1 protein-coding gene is annotated in these 1,337 nt (G+C 46.1%); it reads right to left on the reverse strand.

Features of this window, described 5'->3' with window-relative positions:
• Window positions 1–33: 33 nt before the first annotated feature.
• Window positions 34–1,257, reverse strand: a complete 1,224-nt coding sequence (locus VZ94_RS21680) for an ISAzo13 family transposase (RefSeq protein ID WP_239650144.1) — start codon at window positions 1,255–1,257, stop codon at window positions 34–36.
• Window positions 1,258–1,337: the final 80 nt, after the last annotated feature.

Raw genomic sequence — 1,337 nt, forward strand, 5'->3', positions numbered from 1 at the left:
GCAACAATTAATWAGGAATATGCATAAAATAACTTAGTCAATTGCCAGAGCCGTCTTTTCAGGGACGGCGGTATAGTTCCACTGCCTAAGGTGCTTATCAAAAACGATGCGCATAGATTCTTTAAATCCTACCGCTACTTTTCTGCCTGTTGCATACACTTTATCAAGAATACAGGCGACCACCTTTAACCCGGCCTTTGTAGATGCGTTCCCTATCAGCTCTTTTGCCAGTTGAAGGCTGGTCAGGATAACGCCCTGTAATGCACGCGTAATATGCGGAAAAACACGATGTTCAATAGGGTTCCATTTAGAGGTGTACGGGGGATAATGGGCTATCCGGATCTCAACGCCAATCTCATCCGCCAAAGCCTGTAACTCTTGTTTGAAAAGGTAGTGCCTGGACGAGTTGCTGCCACCGCCATCCATCAACATTAAAATAGACGTGGCATAGGCATAGTGTAGTTTTCCATAATTATTCCACCAGTACCGAATCGAATCACAAGCAAACTCAGCGGTGTCATGGCTGGTGCCAATGCTGACGTAGGCTTCATTACGGGCGATGTCATAAACCGCATGTGGAATGGCTACACCCTCTGCCAACGACGGGAAGTCGTGATCGAGAACTTCAATCGTTTCAGTGGTATAAAGCTCGCCTTCACGAAATAGCTGACCTATCTTCTCTTTTTTCTTGGTATCCACGCTGACGACAGGATTACCTTGGGCTTCATAGGCCGCTTTCAATTCGGCAATGCGCGTGAACTGGGCATTACGGTTTACATGCCCGCCGGCAGACTTTTTTTTTAACGCTTTACGTTTCACGTAGCCATGCGTTTTTAATAATTTCCTGACGATATTACGGCTCACTTTAAAACCTTGTTCGGCTAATAATTTGGCGAGTTCGGCACACGTCAAGTTTGTCCATTTGACTTTTTCATCCATAGGGTCGCCTGCGGTATGGTCTTTTAAGAGCCGCAAAAACACGTCATGAATAGCAGGGCGCTTTTCAAGCAAAGGCTTACGACCGCCCCCGGGTTGCCTATTGCTGTTTCCGGTCAGCGTTTCGGCTTCGCCAAGTTCTTTGATGCCTCGCCCAACCGTATCGCGCGAACACCCAAACAGTTGGGCAATGTAACTGACCCCGCCATGGGGCAATTTTAACGCTTCGACTCCTGCATATAACCGCCTGCTTTTTTCGGAGAGGCGGCCATACAATTCTTGCATTTGTTCTTCAATTTCTTTTGAATAGGGTTCAATCATTTTCGGGCTTGGAAAGACTTATTTTGGGCTAAATTTATCTCAGCAATCGCATTATTGTCGAAATTAATTTATGCTCATTC

Source organism: Methylocucumis oryzae (genome assembly GCF_000963695.1).
Classification (GTDB): domain Bacteria; phylum Pseudomonadota; class Gammaproteobacteria; order Methylococcales; family Methylomonadaceae; genus Methylovulum; species Methylovulum oryzae.